The following is a 15,084-nucleotide window of genomic DNA, read 5'->3' on the forward strand; positions in this document are numbered from 1 at the left end:
CAGCGGGGGTCACCGCGACCCAAGCGGCCCGGCTAGGCTGGCCGCATGGTCAATCTGACGCGCATCTACACCCGCACCGGCGACGACGGCACCACCGCGCTGGGCGACATGAGCCGCACGACCAAGACCGACCCGCGCCTGGTCGCGTACGCGGACACCAACGAGGCCAACGCCGCGATCGGCGTGGCGATCGCCGCCGGCGCGCTGCCCGAGGACGTGGCCGCCGTGCTGACCCGGGTGCAGAACGACCTCTTCGACGTCGGCGCCGACCTGGCCACCCCGGTGGTGGAGGATCCGAAGTACCCGCCGCTGCGGGTCCAGCAGTCGTACATCGACAAGCTGGAGGCGGACTGCGACCACTACCTGGAGACGCTGGAGAAGCTGCGCAGCTTCATCCTGCCCGGCGGCACTCCGGGAGCCGCGTACCTGCACCTGGCCTGCACCGTGGTCCGGCGGGCCGAGCGGGCCACCTGGGCGGCGATCGACACCCACGGGGACACCGTCAACCCGCTGACCGCCAAGTACCTCAACCGGCTGTCCGACCTGCTGTTCATCCTGGCCCGGTCGGCCAACAAGGAGCGCGGTGACGTGCTCTGGGTGCCGGGCGAGAACCGCTAGCGGCCGCGCGGCCTAGCTGCTCGGCTTCGGCGGCTGCTTGGGCCAGAGCGTGTAGCTGGCCGCGATCGCGGTGTTGACCACCGCGGCGATGCCCAGCTTCCAGTACCACTGGTCGAAGACGGCGGTCCCGGGCGCGTCGGTGAACAGCTTCAGCGCGCTGATCAGGGTGACCGTGATCGCCACCGAGACCAGGGTGCGCCCGCAGATCCGCCACTCGTGGCGGCTGCGTTCGGCGCCGTACCTGGGCGCGGGCGGCGGCTTCGGCCCGCCGGCGAAGCGGTGCAGGAACCGGGCGTCGGCCCAGCGGACCACCGACGGGCCGTAGCCGACCGAGAAACCCAGGTAACTCGCGGCCAGCGCGTGCGTCCAGGAGGCGGTGGCGCCGCCGCGCAGGTCGAGGAAGGTGAGCAGGAAGAGCCCGAGGTCGATCACCGGCAGCCCGACCAGCAGGACGGTGCTCACCGGGCGCCACCGCAGCAGGTAGCGGGTGACCAGTCCCAGGGCGAGGACCACCCAGAAGGCGGCCTCGGCGGCGAGGATCAGGGTGACGATCATGGTCTGCTCCGGCTCTCGGCGATGCCTCCAGCCTCCCCGGGGCCCCTCGCGTGCGCGTCGTCGCCGGGAACGGACCCGGGCTGCATCTTTCGATGTACGGGGGCTCCTCCCCGCTGCCGGAGCCGGGTCGGCCGCCGGGATGATCTGATGGGGGCGTGCGCAGACCCACCCCCACCCCGCGGCAGGTCGACGGGGCACTGGCGCTCTCCGGGCTGTTCGGCGGGCTGCTGCTGATCGCCTTCCAGGTGTACGACCACTCGTCGACGGTCGAGCGGTGGCAGGTGCTGCCGGCGCTGCTGGCGATGTCGGGCCTGGAGCTGATGCGGCGGACCCGGCCGGTCCTGGTGGTGACGCTCGGCGGACTGGTCTTCGCCGGGAGCATCTTCTCCGGCGCGCTGCTGGCGACCACCATCATGTACACCGACCTGCTCTACGCGGCGGTGGTGTACGGCCCCCGCCGGATGTCGCCGGTCCTGCACGTGAGCGGCACCGTCTCGGTGCTGGTGCTGACCACCCTGACCTTCGTCTACGCCGACTCGGCGACGGCCGTCGCGGTGGCCGTGGTCACCGCCCTGATCTTCCTGGGCCCGCTGTGGACCGCGGACGCGGTGCGCAAGCACCGGGAGGAGGCGGAGACACAGCGGCTGCGGGCGGAACAGACCGCGCTGCTCTCGGAGATGGACCGGCGCGAGGCGGTGGTCGCCGAACGGTCCCGGATGGCCCGCGAGTTGCACGATGTGGTGGCCAACCACCTGTCGGCGATCGCGATCCATGCCACCGGGGCGCAGTCGATGGCGCGGCGTCAGCACCGGGCGGCGGACGATCCGGTGGTGGAGGTGCTCGGGGTGATCCGGGAGAACAGCGTCCAGGGATTGGCCGAAATGCGTCGCATCATCGGCCTGCTGCGTGACAGCGGCGGCGGCGAGGCCGACGAGTCCTGGGCCGCGCCGGACCTGGCGGCGGTGGACGCGCTGCTCGCCAAGGCCCGGGCGGCCGGGCAGGACGTCGGGCTGGCCTTCGAGCTGGCCGAGCGCGGGGAGCGCGGCTCCCTGCCGGTGCCGGTGGAACTGGCCGCGTACCGGATCGTGCAGGAGTCGCTGACCAATGCGCTGAAGCACGCCGGTCCGGGGGAGGTGCGGGTGCTGCTGGACTTCCGCCCCGAGGAGCTGCGGATCGTCGTGGACAGCCCGTTCCGCCAGGGGGCGGGGCGGTCGCTGCCGGGCGCCCGGGCCGGGCTGGTCGGCATGGCGGAGCGGGCCTCGCTGCTGGGCGGCGGCTTCGAGGCCGGGCCGCGGGACGATCGCTGGAGTGTGCGCGCGGTGCTGCCGCGGGCGCTGGGGACGGAGGAAGGGGCGGGACGGGCATGACGATCCGGGTGCTGGTCGCGGAGGACCAGGCGGCGGTGCGGGCGGCGCTGGTGATGATCCTGCGGGCCGAGCCGGGCCTGGAGGTGGTCGGGCAGGCGGCGGACGGCGAGGAGGCCGTCCGGCTGGCGCTGGAGCTGCGGCCGGACGTCGTCCTGATGGACGTGCAGATGCCGCGGCTGGACGGCGTCTCGGCGACCCGCCAGGTGGTGGCGGCCGGGGCGGCGCAGGTCCTGGTGCTGACCACCTTCGACCTGGACGAGTACGTCTACGGTGCGCTGCGGGCCGGGGCGGCCGGGTTCCTGCTGAAGGACCTGGAGGCGGACACCCTGGTCGAGGGCATCCGCACGGTGGCCCGCGGGGACGGCATGCTGGCGCCCTCGGTGACCCGACGGCTGATCGGCACCTTCGCGCGCCCGGAGCGGGTGGTCGGGCCGGAGCTGCGGGTGGCGGTGGACGGGCTGACGCCGCGCGAGCGGGAGGTACTGGCCTGCATCGGGGCCGGCCTGTCGAACGGTGAGATCGCCGGGCGGCTGGAGATGGCGGAGGCGACCACCAAGACGCACGTCAGCCGGATCCTGGCGAAGCTGCGGCTGCGCAGCCGGGTACAGGCCGCGATCCTCGCCCAGGACCTCGGGCTGATGATCTGATCGAGTGATTTGCTCAGGTGACCAGGTCGGTCGCAGATCACACCCTCGGATGGCACCACGGGCCGCGTCCGGGGACTAAAGTCCGGCCCATGAGCGATGCGGCTCGGTGGGCGACCCCTGCCTTGAGCCGCCTTCAGGGCCCGCCCATCGGGGCGGCGACGGCATCGGGAGACCAAGCCATGAGCAATGCGTCCAGCAAGCAGATCGCCGTGATCGGTGCCGGCCTGATGGGCGCCGGCATCGCCCAGGTCTCCGCCCAGGCCGGGCACCCGGTGGTCCTGCGTGACGTGACCGAGGAGGCGCTGCGGCGCGGCCTCGACGGCATCCGGGCCTCGTACGACAAGTTCGTCTCCAAGGGCCGGCTCACCGCCGAGGACGCCGAGGCGGCGCTCGCCCGGATCACCACCACCACCGACCTGGGCGCCGTCGCCGAGGCCGACATCGTGGTCGAGGCCGTCTTCGAGCAGCTGGACGTCAAGGAGGGCGTCTTCAAGGAGCTCGACAAGCTCGCCAAGGACGGCGCGGTGCTCGCCTCCAACACCTCCGCCATCCCGATCACCCGGATCGCCGCCGCCACCTCGCGCCCCGAGTCGGTGGTCGGCGTGCACTTCTTCTCGCCGGTGCCGCTGATGAAGCTGGTCGAGCTGGTCCGCGGCTACAAGACCAGCGACGGGACGCTGGCCGCCGCCCGCGCCTTCGCCGAGGGTGTCGGCAAGGAGGTCGTGGTGGTCAACCGCGACGTGGCCGGCTTCGTCACCACCCGTCTGATCACCGCGCTGGTCGTCGAGGCCGCCAAGCTCTACGAGTCGGGCGTCGCCAGCGCCGAGGACATCGACACCGCCTGCCGGCTCGGCTTCGGCCACCCGATGGGCCCGCTGGAGACCGCCGACCTGACCGGCGTGGACATCCTGCTGCACGCCGCGCGGAACATCTACAACGAGACCCAGGACGAGAAGTTCGCCGCCCCGGAGGTCATGGCGCGCATGGTCACCGCCGGCGACCTCGGCCGCAAGAGCGGCCGCGGCTTCTACCCGTACCCGGGCAAGTGACGGCGGGTAGCCGGCGCTGAGCCGGTGAACGGGCGGGCCGTGCGGTCGTGGAACCGGGCGGCCCGTCCCTCCCGGGGCGGGTGAGTTTCCTCACGCCGGTGCCGCAGACGGGTGATTTGGGCGGTAATCGAGCATAAGTGTGGAGAGTTCCTGCGTATATTCCCTCGGACGAGTGAAATCGCTTCAGATCCGGCCATGACCAGCAACCCAGGGGGCCGGCTCACCGTCAGATGGATGACGGGGAACCCGGCATTCCGGCCGGGGCCGGCGCGTGGGGCCGCGGGGCCCGCCCGGCGCCCGGATCGCCACCGCCCCCTCCGGCCCGGCACCGCCGGCGACACCCGTACCCACCGACACCCGCACGCCGCACCCGCGCACCGCACCGCACCGCACCCGAACACCCCCGCACACCCGCATCCCAGGCCCGCCACGCGAAGGAGGAGAGCATGCGCATCACCGGCGACCACGCGGCGCTGGCCATCGAAGGCCGCCTCGACGTGCGCACCGCCGCCGACGCGCGCGCCCGGCTGCACCAGGCCGTCGACGGCGGGCTCGGCGATCTCGTCCTCGACCTCGCCCGGCTGGAGTTCTGGGACGCCACCGGCCTCGGCGTGATCATGGGGACCCACCGCCGGGCCGGGCGGATCGGCCGCCGCCTGGTGCTCCGCTCCGTCCCCGCGCAGCTCCAGCGCCTGCTGGTGGCCACCCGGCTGCACCGCATCCTCGCCGTCGAGGGCGTCACCGCCGACGCCCACGGCGCCACCCTCCCCGCGCTCTGACCACCCGGCGGCCCGGGGCCCCGGGCCGCTGACCGCGCGACGCTGCGCGGGTGGGCACGGATGTGCGAGAGTCTGGCGTCAGGACACGGCCGCCCGGCCCGCCCTTGCCGGGCGCGCGGCGGCCGGTCGGGGTTGACGGCGCGAGCGTGGGGCGGAGCAGAACGTGGCACAGCCAACCGGTGACTTCCGGCAGGAGTCCGTGCGCACCCGGAGCGGTGAACTGGTCTCCGGGGGACTGCTGGTGACCGTCGGCGGCCCCGAGGGCTCCGAGGTGCGCCCCTGCCCCGAGGAATGGCGCCCCCGGCCCCGTTCCGTCGTCCCCGGTGCGCCCGCCCGCGGCCCGGCCGGCGACGCCGGCCGCCAGGTCGGCCCGCTCGCCCTCGGCGCCGGGCCCGCCGACCTGCCGCTGCTCGACCGCGAGGACGACGTCGCCCAACTGCTCGCCCAGCTCGCCGAAGGCCGGTCGATACGCCTGGTCGGCCAGGCCGGCTCCGGCCGCAGCGCCCTGCTGTCCGCCGTCGCCGCGGCGGCCGGCGGACTCGCCCCCGGTGGCGTGGTGCAGCTCTGCGGCCACCGCCGCACCGCCGCCGACCTGCTCCAGGACCTCTTCGCGGCGACCCACCACGCCCCCGGCTTCCGCCCCGACCCCGGCCAGCTCGTCGAACACCTCGCCCGGGTCGGCGCGATCGTCGTCATCGACGAGGTGGTGCCCACCGGCGCCGAACTGGAGGCGCTGCTCGGTGCCGCCCCCGACTGCGCGTTCCTGATCTCCGCCGCCCCCGACAGCCCGCTGCTCCCGGCGGACTCCCGGCTCCGGGACCACCTGGTCGCCGGCCTCTCCCGGCCGGCCTGCCTGGCCCTCGCCGCCCGGCTGGCCGGGCGGCCGCTGGACGCCGCCGAGAAGGCATGGGCGGTGGACCTCTGGTTCGAGTCCGAGGGACTGCCACTGCGCTTCGTCCAGGCCGCCGCCCTGCTGCGCCAGCGGGACATCGCGGTGGACGCCCTGGTGGCCGCCGAGGAGGACCGGATGGACGTCTTCGGCGCGGTGGAGGAGCCCGTCCACCACCCCGATCCGGCGGTCCGCGAGGCCGCGCTGCGCGGCACCGTGCCACTGCCCTCGGTCGCCGAGTCCACGCTGCCCGCCGTCCGGCTCGCCGAGGGGCTGAGCGAGACCGCGCAGGCCGTGCTGCGGCTCGCCGTGGCGCTCGGCGGCGAATGCCCGACCGCCCCGCACCTTCCCGCGCTGATCGACGTCGGCCAGGGCGAGAGCGCGCTCGCCGAACTCGCCGACGCCGGGCTCGCCGTCTCGATCGGCGGCCACCACCGGCTCACCGCCGGGGCGCTGGAACTGCTCGCCCCGCACTGGCCGGCCCGCGGCAGCGCCGACGGCGCCGCCCAGCACTTCGCCTGGTGGGTCGGCCACTCCTCGGTCTCGCTGCCGCAGATCGCCGCCGAGGCCGAGGTGGTGATCGGCGTCCTGCTCGCCGACCGGGCCGCCGGGCGGCACGACGCGGTGCTGCGGCTGGCCCGGGCCGCGGCCCCCGCGCTGGCGCTGGCGCTGCGCTGGGGGGCCTGGGAGCGCGCCCTGCAGCTCGGCCTGGAGGCCGCCCGGCACACCGGTGCCCGGGCCGACGAGGCCTGGTTCCGCCACGAGCTGGGCGTGTACGCCGTCTGCGTCCATGAACCCGGCCGGGCCATCGCCGAGTTGGAGGCCGCGCTGGCGCTGCGCGGCGCGCTCGGCGAGCGGCGCGGCGCGGCCGGGGCGCGCCGGATGCTGGACCTGCTGCGGGCCGAGGGCCGGCAGCTGCCGCCCGCCGCACCGGCCAAGGCGGCTCCGGCCCGTCGGCCCGGGCTGCGGGCCATCGCCAGGGTGCCGCTGCGGCTGGGGAGCCGGCGCACGGCGATCGCCGCCTCGGCGGCGGTCCTGGCACTGGGGGTGCTCGGCACGGCGGTCGGGATGACCGTGGCCGGCGAGGACAAGGGCAACGATCCGCACAGCAGCAGCGACGACGGCTCGGTGCTGCCGGGCGCGGGAAGCTCGCCGCGCTCCGGCGCGCCGCGACCCTCGGCCTCCTCGACCTCCCCGTCGGCCGCGCCGACCACCGACCTGCCCTCGGACGGGGCCGCCGCGGCGGCCTCCGGGGAGCCCGACGACGAGCCCGCGCCGAGCGGCGCGGCCACCGCCTCGCGGACGCCGTCCGGCTCGCCGTCGGCCTCGACGTCGGCGTCGAAGCGGCCGAGCCGTTCGCCGAGCCCGGGGGAGAGCAGCACGGCCGCCTCCTCCCAGCCCGCCGCCCCGAACCCGCCGCAGCCCCCGGCGGGCGGCACCGCCGGTTCCGGTGGCGGGACGGGCGGTGCGGGCGCGGCCGGCGGCTCGGGCACCTCGGGCGGCTCCGGCGGCTCCACGTCGGGCGGGACGAGCGGGGGCGGCGCCGGGGGCGTCACTCAGCCGACCGGCGGGACCACGCCGTCCACCCCGCCGTCCACCCCGCCGAGCACAGCGCCCGCGCAGACCGCCACGCCCTCGCCGCCGACGACGACGCCGTCGGACTCGGCGAGTCCGACGGCGTCCGCGACGTCCCCGTCGCCGAGCGGCACCTGACCGCTCAGAACAGCTTCAGCTTGTCGTCGTCGATGCCGCGCAGCTCGTCGTAGTCCAGCACCACGCAGCCGATGCCGCGGTCGGTGGCCAGCACCCGCGCCTGCGGCTTGATCTCCTGGGCGGCGAAGACGCCCTTCACCGGCGCCAGCAGCGGGTCCCGGTTGAGCAGCTCCAGGTACCGGGTGAGCTGCTCCACACCGTCGATCTCGCCGCGGCGCTTGATCTCGACGGCGACCGTCGTACCGTCCGCGTCGCGGCACAGGATGTCCACCGGGCCGATCGCGGTCGGGTACTCGCGGCGGATCAGCGACCAGCCGCTGCCGAGCACCTCCATCCGGTCCGCGAGCAGCTCCTGGAGGTGGGCCTCGACGCCGTCCTTGATCAGGCCGGGATCCACGCCGAGTTCGTGCGAGGAGTCGTGCAGCACCTCCTCCAGCGTGATGATGAGCTTCTCGCCGGCCTTGTTCTCCACCGTCCAGACCCCGTCGGCCTCCTTGAGGGCGCACGGCGGGGACATCCAGTTGAGCGGCTTGTAGGCGCGGTCGTCGGCGTGGATGCTGACGCTGCCGTCGGCCTTGACCAGGATGAGCCTGGTGGCGGAGGGCAGATGGGCGGAGAGCCGACCGGCATAGTCGACTGAGCAGCGGGCAATTACGAGACGCACGGTCGACCACGCTAGCCCACCGGGGCCAGTTGATGCGATTCCACGACGAGCGGGTGAAGAATCCACGAACCCCGCCACGATGGATGCCCTGCGATCCTCGAAAGCCCGTCGGCACCCTGGCGGCCACCATGATAGGCCGCTACGGTGTGTGACGGACTGCTTGCGGGAGCGCTGTCAACGGGGATGGAGACTTCAGATGAACGATCCGACGGGATCCGGCCAATGTGGTGCACACGGGCGCATTCCCGGAGCAATCCGCAGGAATGACCGGCCTGGCCCGTCGTTGACTGCCACGCTGTTCTGAGCGGCCGGCGCCCTCGACCGACGTCCCTCGAAAGGTCTGCGGCGCCCCCGCGTCGGCGCGGTGCCGGAAACCCGGCCGTCCGGCGGCGTCACACCCGTCCGACGGTGCCCCGGACACACACGCGTCCCACCCTCACCCTCAGCTTGGACTACGCATCACCACCCGGGCGTCGCGCGGGTGGACCGCGAGAGGAGAACCCATGTCGCTCGACGTCTCACCGGCCCTGTTGGACAAGGCCGAGCGGGACGAGGTCGACGAGCGGGAGTTCGTCGACTGCGTCCGCGTCTCCCTGCCGTACGCCTGGGACCTGATCAGCTCACTGGTCGCCCAGGCGAAGGTCGACGGCACCGACTTCGCCGACAACCAGGTACCGCCGCCCAGTGAGCAGGCCCGCGGCCAGCTCCTGCGGGCACTCGCCAGCAATGCGATCCGGGGTGCCCTGGAGCGGCACTTCGGTGTTCAGCTGGCCTTCCAGAACTGTCACCGGGTGGCGGTCTTCGTGCCGTCCTCCGCCAACAAGAAGCGGTACGAACGCTTCACATCGGTCCGCGCACAGCTGCTCAACCAGTCCGAGGAACTCCGCGACTGCTGATCTCAGCCCAACTGCGGCAGGACCTCGGAGCCGAGCCGGGCGATGTTGTGCAGGGTCGCCTCCCGGTCGCCACTGCCCTCGGCGAGCAGGGCGAAGCGGCGGATGCCGGTCCGCTCGGCGGTGGCCAGCAGCCGGTCCGCACACTGCCTCGGCGTCCCGACCGCGTGCAGGTCGCAGAGCAGCTCGGTGTACTGGCGCGGGTCGCGCATCTTGCGTTCCCGGCCGTCCACCGTGCGGTGCGCGCCGAGCCCGAACTCGAACCAGCCGGGCATCGCACGGAGCAGAGTGGCCCGGGCCGCCGAGGTGCGGTCGTCGACCTGGGCCACCCCGGCCGCGACGTGTCGGCGGGCGACCCGGCGCAGCTGTTCCTCGCCGCGTCCGGCCGCCAGCCAGGCGGAACGATACAGCTCCAGCATGCGCAGCTTGTCGTCGTCGCCGGAGTGCATGCCGAGCAGCATCGGCAGGCCGCGCTCGGCGGCGGTGCGGACCCCGCCGGGTGAGGTGCAGGCGACCACCACGGGCGGTCCGGCCGGCGGGCGGCCGACGGTGGTGAGCTGCTCGTCGGCGGGACCGTCGGCGTCCTGGCGCTGACGGGGGAAGCGCAGCACACCGGCGCCGGTCCGGTCGGCGAGGCCCAGCCAGGCGCCGAGGTCCGGGCGGCGGGGAGGTTCGGTGGCCCGGGGCACCACGGCCACCTCGGGGAAGCTGAACTGCGGTCCGGCCGCGCCCACCCGGGAGCCGCGCAGCCAGCGCAGCAGCAGGTCGAGCCGTTCCGGGAAGCCCTCCTCGAAGGCGTCCACGCCGCTGCCGAAGACGTCCAGGTCGATCCACGGGCCGCCGCGCCCCACCCCGAGCGTGAAGCGTCCGCCGGAGGTGAGGTGGAGCAGGGCGGCCTGTTCGCCGAGCGCCACCGGGTGGGTGGTGGAGAGCACGCTGACCGCCGTGCCGATGCCGATCCGCGTGGTCCGGCCCAGTAGCAGCGCGGCCAGCGTGGCGGCGTTCGGGCAGACGCCGTACGGGACGAAGTGGTGCTCGGCCAGCCATACGCTGTCCAGCCCCGCCTGCTCGGCCTCGACGGCGGCCCGCACGGTGCGGTCCAGCGCCTCGCCGTGGGTCTGGCCGGGGAACTGTGCGGAGAGCAGGAAGGCGCCGACCCGGACCGGTGCGGTGTCCGCGGTGGCGGCGCTCGCGCCCTGGGCCGCCGGTAGCGGGGTCGCCGGGGTGGTGGCGACGGCCGTGGCGGTGCTCGTTCTGGTCATTTCTGAGGCCTCCTCGGGTGCGCGCAGGGTCTGCGGGCCCCGCCTGTCCCCTCGTGAGTAGCCCATGTCATGTGCCAATGGCACACCGGAGCACCGATTTACCGGAGAAACGGGTGGATCTCATGGGAAACACCCGATCATCCTCCGATGCCGTGATAGTGGCCCGGTCGGGTGGCGCCCGGCCGTAGGCTGGAACGGTTCCCGCAACTCGTAGAGAGGTAGCCGCCGTGTCGCCCCGACGCAACCGGATCAAGACCGCCGCCGACCGCGACCAGGCCGAGCCGGCCGCACCGCTGGGCGGCTCGATGCGCCGGACCGAGAACTACCAGGGCGACGACTGGGTGGTCCAGACGGTTGCCGGGACGGCCGGCCGGCACTACCGCTGCCCGGGCTGCGACCAGGAGATCCCGTCCGGCACGGGCCACATCGTGGCCTGGCCGATGCACGGCGCCGGGGTGGACGACCGACGGCACTGGCACCGGGCCTGCTGGGGCGCGCGGGAGCGCCGGGCCTCGAACCTGCTCCGCGGCCGCGGCGCTCCCCGGTACTGACCCGCCCCGGGCTCAGGCGTCGCGCTTCTTCAGCACCAGCGCCCCGCCGACCAGCGCGGCGAGCGTCCAGGCCAGGCAGATGGCGAAGCCCGCCCACGGCCCGTACGGCTGGTCGTGCTGCTCGTAGACCAGCAGCATCCGGGAGCCGGCGTAGTCCGGGAAGTAGTGGGCGACGGTCTTGGCGCCGGGCACCGCCGAGAGGATCGGCGAGAGCAGGAAGAAGAACGGCACCAGCACGCCCAGCGCCAGGGTCTGGTTGTGCAGCATCGCGGTGACGCCGGCCGAGAAGAGGCAGAGCATCGTGAGGTAGAGCGCGGCGCCGAACACCGCGCGCAGCACGTTCGGTTCGCCGAGCGAGGTGGAGTGCTCGCCGAGCAGCGCCTGGCCGGTGAAGAAGGTGAGGAAGGCCGTCACCAGCGAGACGGCCAGCGCCAGGGTGCCGAGCACCACGGCCTTGCCGGTGAGCAGGGTGCCGCGCTGCGGGACGGCGGCCAGGGTGACCCGGATCATGCCGCTGCTGTACTCGTTGCCGATGGCCAGCACGCCGAAGACGATGATGGCCAGCTCGCCCAGCATGATGCCGGCGAAGGACGTGCCGGTGGCGTCGAACGGGGAGTTGTCGCTGCGGAACTCCTCGAAGTTGTTGTTGGTGAGCAGCGACAGCAGGGCGCCGATGCCGAGGGTGACCACGAAGGTCAGCGCGAGGGTCCAGACCGTCGAGCGGACGCTGCGGATCTTGGTCCACTCGGAGCGCAGGACCGCGGGGAAGGACGCCATCTCAGTTCTCCTCCGTGCCGGGGGAGGCGGGCTGTCCGGCCCGGCCGCCCTTCCAGTTCGCACCCCAGGCGCCCGGTGCTCCCGCTGCGTCCTGTGCGGCGGGTGTGCCGGGCGCGGCGGGTGTGCCGTCCGGGCCGTGCACCGGCCCGGAGCCGGCGTGGTACTCGACCGCGTCGGCCGTCATCTGCATGAACGCCTCCTCCAGCGAGGCCTGCTGCGGGCTCAGCTCGTGCAGCACCACGGCGTGCGCGGCGGCCAGCTCGCCGAGCGCGGCGAGGTCGCCGTCGACCACCTCGAACGAGCCGTCCGGCCCGGGTTCGTGCCGCAGCCCGGCGCCGGCCAGGGCGTCGAGCAGCCGCTCGGGCTGCGGGCTGCGCAGCCGGACGGCGGAGCGGGAGTTGCGGCGGATGAACTCGGACATCGGCAGGTCGGCGAGCAGCCGGCCCTTGCCGATGACCACCAGGTGGTCGGCGGTGACGGCCATCTCGCTCATCAGGTGGGAGGAGACGAAGACGGTGCGGCCCTCGGAGGCGAGGCGCTTCATGAGGTTGCGGATCCAGAGGATGCCCTCCGGGTCGAGGCCGTTGACCGGTTCGTCGAACATCACGATCTCCGGGTCGCCGAGCAGCGCGCTGGCGATGCCGAGCCGCTGGCCCATGCCGAGCGAGAAGCCGCGGGCGCGCTTGCGGGCGACCGGGGTGAGACCGACCAGGGCGAGCACCTCGTCCACCCGGCGCTCGGGGATCCGGTTGCTCTGGGCGAGCCAGAGCAGGTGGTCGCGGGCGGTGCGGCCGGGGTGGACGGCCTTGGCCTCCAGCAACGCGCCGATGTACTTGAGCGGTTCGCTGAGTTGTCCGTATCTCTTGCCGTCGATGGTGACGCGGCCGCCGGTGGGGCGGTCGAGGTCGAGGATCATGCGCATGGTGGTGGACTTGCCGGCGCCGTTGGGCCCGAGGAACCCGGTGACCACCCCCTCCGGGACCTTGAAGCTCAGCCGGTCCACGGCCAGCGTCCTGCCGTAGCGTTTGGTCAGGTCGTGCAACTCGATCATGGGAGCTCCCTCACTCTCCGTCAGACTATGACAATGCGGACAAGGCGGCCTGCTGAGTGGGCCCGCCGGGCGCACCGGAATACGGTGGCCCCATGACCCAGCTCCCCTCCGCAGTGTCGGTCCGCGAGAGCGGCACCGGAACACCCCTCGTGCTGCTGCACGCCTTTCCGCTCAACGCCGCCATGTGGTCCGCCCAACTGGACGAGCTGCCCGGCCCGGGCGGGGACCGGGCCCGGGTGATCGCGCCCGACCAGCGCGGCTTCGGCGCCGCCGGGCTGGGCTCCGAGGAACCCTCGCTGGAGGCCGTCGCCGACGACGTCGCCCGGCTGCTGGACGCCGCGGGGATCGACCGGGCGGTGCTCGGCGGGCTCTCCATGGGCGGGTACGTGGCGATGGCCTTCGCCGAGCGGCACCCGGACCGGCTGGCCGGCCTGCTGCTGGCCAATACCAAGGCCACCGCCGACCCGGAGGCCGCCAGGACGAACCGGGAGCGGATCGCCTCCGCCGTGCTGGCCCGCGACAGCGTCCGGCTGCTGCTCGACGAGCGGGTGGCCAACGGTCAGCTGGCCCCGGGCTCGCAGCACCTGGTCGGCCGGGTGCAGGAACTGGTCGAGGCCGCCCCGCCGGCCGCCGTCGCCTGGGCGCAGCGGGCCATGGCGGCCCGGCCGGAGCGCCTCGACGTGCTGGCCGGGCTGCGGGTGCCGGCCGCCGTGGTGGCGGGCGCCGAGGACGCGCTGATGCCGCTCACCGAGGCGGAGCTGATGGTGGAGGCCCTGCCGGACGCGGAGCTGACGGTGCTTCCCGGCGTGGGCCACCTGAGCGCGATCGAGGCGCCGGAGGCGTTCGACGCGGTGGCGCTGCGCCTGCTGGAGAGGGTGGCGGCGGGATGAGGGAGGAGCGGGCGGAGACCGGCGGCTGGGACTTCTCCGCGCTGGAGGTGACCGGCCGGATGCCGCTGACCAATCGGGGCGAGGGGCTGCTCGAACTGACCCTGGAACCGCTGGGCGAGGACTACTGGATGCGCCCGGGGGAGACGTTCATCGTCACCTCGTACGGCGACTACGGCCCCGGGCACCCCTTCGAGGTGCAGTACTGGCCGGACTCGGTGTCGGTCTGGTGCACCTCGTGGTTCGGGACGGTCTCGGACGACGAGGGCAACCAGCTGAGCTGCGGGCACCAGCGCCCGGACGGCGCCTACCCGCGCTGAGGAAAGGGGACGGCCCCCGCCCTGGGAGGGCGGGGGCCGTCGGGGCCTGCGGGCCGCGTCAGCGCGACTGCTGGGCGGGAACGCCCATGGTGTCGTCGTTCGGCAGCGAGGCGGCGGCCACGGCCGCGCCGGTCAGCGTCGCCAGCATCTCGCGGACGTTGGTCAGCTGGGCGTTGATGCTGTCGCGGCGGTTGGTGAGCGCCGCCAGCTCGCGCTCGGATTCGCTGCGGATGCGGTCGGCCTTGGCGTTGGCGTCGGCCACGATGTCCTCGGACTGGCGCTGGGCCGTCTCGACGGTCTGGCGGGCGCGGCGCTCGGCGTCGGTCCGCAGCTTCTCGGCCTCCAGGCGGAGCTGCTCGGCGCGGTGCTCGATCTCGGCCAGCCGCTTCTCGGCCTTGGCCTGACGGGCGGCCAGGTCGCGCTCGGACTGCTCGCGGCGCTTGGCCAGGTTGGTCTCGAACTCCAGCGCGGCCTGGGCGGCCTTGGTGCGGGTCTCCTCGAAGAGGGCGTCCGCCTCCTCGCGCTTGTTCTGGGCGTCCTTGTTGGCCTCGGCGCGCAGCTGGGCGGCGTCGCTCTTGGCCTTGTCGACGATCCGCAGACCCTCGTCCTCCGCCTTGGCCTTGCGGTCCTTGGCGTAGTTCTCGGCCTCGGTGCGGACCTGCTGGGCAGCCGCCTCGGCGAGCTCGCGGTGCTGCTCGGCGGCGCGGTGCGCCTCCTCGCGCAGGTCCTTGGCCTCCTCCTCGGCGAGCCGCAGGATCTTCTCGACCCGGGCACCGAGACCGGCGTACGACGGCTCCGCCTCGGCGACCGCCGCCTGGGCGGTCTGGGTCTCCAGGTGGAGCTCCTCGATGCGCTTCTCGAGGGCGCTGATCCGGGTCAAGGCACTGTCACGGTCGGCCACCAGCTTGGTGATCCGCTCGTCGACCTGGGCGCGCTCGTACCCACGGCGCACCAGGTCGAAGCCGTGAGGGGAGTGACTGTCGCTCATGGGGTTCTGGGCTTCCTGTCGTCAAACCGCTGAGGTGGTTGAGGGAATCCTGACACGGTACCGGAGTGTCGGCG

Annotated in this window: 16 protein-coding genes; 10 read left to right on the plus strand and 6 right to left on the minus strand. The window is 73.8% G+C overall.

Features of this window, described 5'->3' with window-relative positions; all coding sequences use genetic code 11:
• The first annotated feature begins 45 nt into the window (after positions 1-45).
• Positions 46-618, plus strand: a complete 573-nt coding sequence (locus tag ABZW10_RS28795) for a cob(I)yrinic acid a,c-diamide adenosyltransferase (RefSeq protein WP_355371343.1) — start codon at positions 46-48, stop codon at positions 616-618.
• 12 nt (positions 619-630) lie between these two features.
• Here the strand turns inward: ABZW10_RS28795 and ABZW10_RS28800 are convergent, their stop codons facing one another.
• Entirely contained in the window at positions 631-1,173 is a 543-nt protein-coding gene (locus tag ABZW10_RS28800; RefSeq protein WP_355371345.1) for a hypothetical protein, read from the minus strand.
• Positions 1,174-1,328: 155 nt separating this feature from the next.
• Here ABZW10_RS28800 and ABZW10_RS28805 point away from each other — a divergent pair, with 155 nt between their 5' ends.
• The 5 genes from ABZW10_RS28805 to ABZW10_RS28825 all read left to right on the plus strand — a co-directional run bounded on the left by ABZW10_RS28805 (position 1,329) and on the right by ABZW10_RS28825 (position 7,617).
• Positions 1,329-2,540 (plus strand): histidine kinase, encoded by a 1,212-nt coding sequence (locus ABZW10_RS28805; protein WP_355371348.1) that lies wholly within the window; start codon positions 1,329-1,331, stop codon positions 2,538-2,540.
• On the plus strand, positions 2,537-3,187 hold the full coding sequence (locus ABZW10_RS28810; protein WP_355371351.1) for a response regulator transcription factor: 651 nt from the start codon (positions 2,537-2,539) through the stop codon (positions 3,185-3,187). The genes ABZW10_RS28805 and ABZW10_RS28810 overlap by 4 nt, the downstream gene beginning before the upstream one ends.
• Positions 3,188-3,366: 179 nt before the next feature.
• Complete coding sequence (locus ABZW10_RS28815; RefSeq protein WP_355371353.1) at positions 3,367-4,236, plus strand: 3-hydroxyacyl-CoA dehydrogenase family protein; 870 nt, start codon at positions 3,367-3,369, stop codon at positions 4,234-4,236.
• Between the two features lie 446 nt (positions 4,237-4,682).
• Complete coding sequence (locus ABZW10_RS28820; RefSeq protein WP_355371356.1) at positions 4,683-5,015, plus strand: STAS domain-containing protein; 333 nt, start codon at positions 4,683-4,685, stop codon at positions 5,013-5,015.
• Positions 5,016-5,178: 163 nt separating this feature from the next.
• On the plus strand, positions 5,179-7,617 hold the full coding sequence (locus ABZW10_RS28825; protein WP_355371358.1) for an ATP-binding protein: 2,439 nt from the start codon (positions 5,179-5,181) through the stop codon (positions 7,615-7,617).
• A gap of 4 nt (positions 7,618-7,621) precedes the next feature.
• On the opposite strand, the gene nucS is transcribed toward ABZW10_RS28825, so the two are convergent.
• Positions 7,622-8,281: an endonuclease NucS gene (gene nucS / locus ABZW10_RS28830; RefSeq protein WP_350575981.1), complete on the minus strand. Its 660-nt coding sequence runs from the start codon at positions 8,279-8,281 to the stop codon at positions 7,622-7,624.
• A 503-nt stretch (positions 8,282-8,784) separates the two neighbouring features.
• Here nucS and ABZW10_RS28835 point away from each other — a divergent pair.
• On the plus strand, positions 8,785-9,177 hold the full coding sequence (locus ABZW10_RS28835) for an SCO5389 family protein (RefSeq protein ID WP_355371360.1): 393 nt from the start codon (positions 8,785-8,787) through the stop codon (positions 9,175-9,177).
• A gap of 2 nt (positions 9,178-9,179) precedes the next feature.
• On the opposite strand, the gene ABZW10_RS28840 is transcribed toward ABZW10_RS28835, so the two are convergent.
• Positions 9,180-10,436: an LLM class flavin-dependent oxidoreductase gene (locus ABZW10_RS28840; RefSeq protein ID WP_355371363.1), complete on the minus strand. Its 1,257-nt coding sequence runs from the start codon at positions 10,434-10,436 to the stop codon at positions 9,180-9,182.
• 227 nt (positions 10,437-10,663) lie between these two features.
• Between ABZW10_RS28840 and ABZW10_RS28845 the strand changes: the two genes are divergently transcribed.
• Entirely contained in the window at positions 10,664-10,987 is a 324-nt protein-coding gene (locus ABZW10_RS28845) for an ATP/GTP-binding protein (RefSeq protein ID WP_355371366.1), read from the plus strand.
• Positions 10,988-10,999: 12 nt separating this feature from the next.
• On the opposite strand, the gene ABZW10_RS28850 is transcribed toward ABZW10_RS28845, so the two are convergent.
• Positions 11,000-11,764, minus strand: coding sequence for an ABC transporter permease subunit (locus ABZW10_RS28850; protein WP_355371369.1), 765 nt, complete (start codon positions 11,762-11,764; stop codon positions 11,000-11,002).
• Position 11,765: 1 nt separating this feature from the next.
• Positions 11,766-12,815: an ABC transporter ATP-binding protein gene (locus ABZW10_RS28855; RefSeq protein WP_355371372.1), complete on the minus strand. Its 1,050-nt coding sequence runs from the start codon at positions 12,813-12,815 to the stop codon at positions 11,766-11,768.
• Between the two features lie 92 nt (positions 12,816-12,907).
• On the opposite strand from ABZW10_RS28855, the gene ABZW10_RS28860 reads away from it, so the two are divergent.
• A complete protein-coding gene (locus ABZW10_RS28860) occupies positions 12,908-13,705 on the plus strand; it encodes an alpha/beta hydrolase (protein WP_355371375.1) in 798 nt (265 codons plus the stop codon).
• A complete protein-coding gene (locus ABZW10_RS28865) occupies positions 13,702-14,022 on the plus strand; it encodes a hypothetical protein (RefSeq protein WP_355371377.1) in 321 nt (106 codons plus the stop codon). The genes ABZW10_RS28860 and ABZW10_RS28865 overlap by 4 nt, the downstream gene beginning before the upstream one ends.
• 58 nt (positions 14,023-14,080) lie before the next feature.
• On the opposite strand, the gene ABZW10_RS28870 is transcribed toward ABZW10_RS28865, so the two are convergent.
• On the minus strand, positions 14,081-15,010 hold the full coding sequence (locus ABZW10_RS28870; RefSeq protein WP_344345574.1) for a cellulose-binding protein: 930 nt from the start codon (positions 15,008-15,010) through the stop codon (positions 14,081-14,083).
• Positions 15,011-15,084 lie beyond the last annotated feature (74 nt).

It is taken from the genome of Kitasatospora sp. NPDC004723 (genome assembly GCF_040609255.1).
Lineage (GTDB): Bacteria > Actinomycetota > Actinomycetes > Streptomycetales > Streptomycetaceae > Kitasatospora.